The organism is Ferrimonas pelagia (genome assembly GCF_039543565.1).
GTDB lineage: Bacteria > Pseudomonadota > Gammaproteobacteria > Enterobacterales > Shewanellaceae > Ferrimonas > Ferrimonas pelagia.
This window is the reverse complement of the sequence record NZ_BAABJZ010000033.1, coordinates 1-759: the sequence shown is the minus strand read 5'-3', so window position 1 is coordinate 759 and position 759 is coordinate 1. Positions and strand designations below refer to the sequence as shown.

The 759-nt window shown below is 52.8% G+C and carries 1 rRNA gene; it reads right to left on the bottom strand.

Annotation, left to right across the window (positions count from 1 at the left end):
* Nucleotides 1-73: 73 nt before the first annotated feature.
* Nucleotides 74-759: ribosomal RNA gene (locus tag ABEA08_RS09470) — 23S ribosomal RNA — on the bottom strand; the annotation flags it as partial.

Below are 759 nucleotides of genomic sequence, written 5' to 3'. Positions count from 1 at the left end.
GCTATTAAAAGCAATTCTCTCAAACAAGTCTTACAAGGCTTGCGATATCCGAACAAAACCACTTGGGTGTTGTATGGTTAAGCCTCACGGGTCATTAGTACAGGTTAGCTCAACGCCTCACAACGCTTACACACCCTGCCTATCAACGTCGTAGTCTTCGACGGCCCTTTAGGGAGCTTATAGCTCCAGTGAGAACTCATCTCGAGGCTCGCTTCCCGCTTAGATGCTTTCAGCGGTTATCGATTCCGAACTTAGCTACCCGGCAATGCATCTGGCGATACAACCGGAACACCAGAGGTTCGTCCACTCCGGTCCTCTCGTACTAGGAGCAGCTCCTCTCAATTCTCAAACGCCCACGGCAGATAGGGACCGAACTGTCTCACGACGTTCTGAACCCAGCTCGCGTACCACTTTAAATGGCGAACAGCCATACCCTTGGGACCGACTTCAGCCCCAGGATGTGATGAGCCGACATCGAGGTGCCAAACACCGCCGTCGATATGAACTCTTGGGCGGTATCAGCCTGTTATCCCCGGAGTACCTTTTATCCGTTGAGCGATGGCCCTTCCATTCAGAACCACCGGATCACTAAGACCTACTTTCGTACCTGCTCGACGTGTCTGTCTCGCAGTTAAGCTGGCTTATGCCTTTGCACTAACCGCACGATGTCCAACCGTGCTTAGCCAACCTTCGTGCTCCTCCGTTACTCTTTGGGAGGAGACCGCCCCAGTCAAACTACCCACCAGGCACTGTCCACAA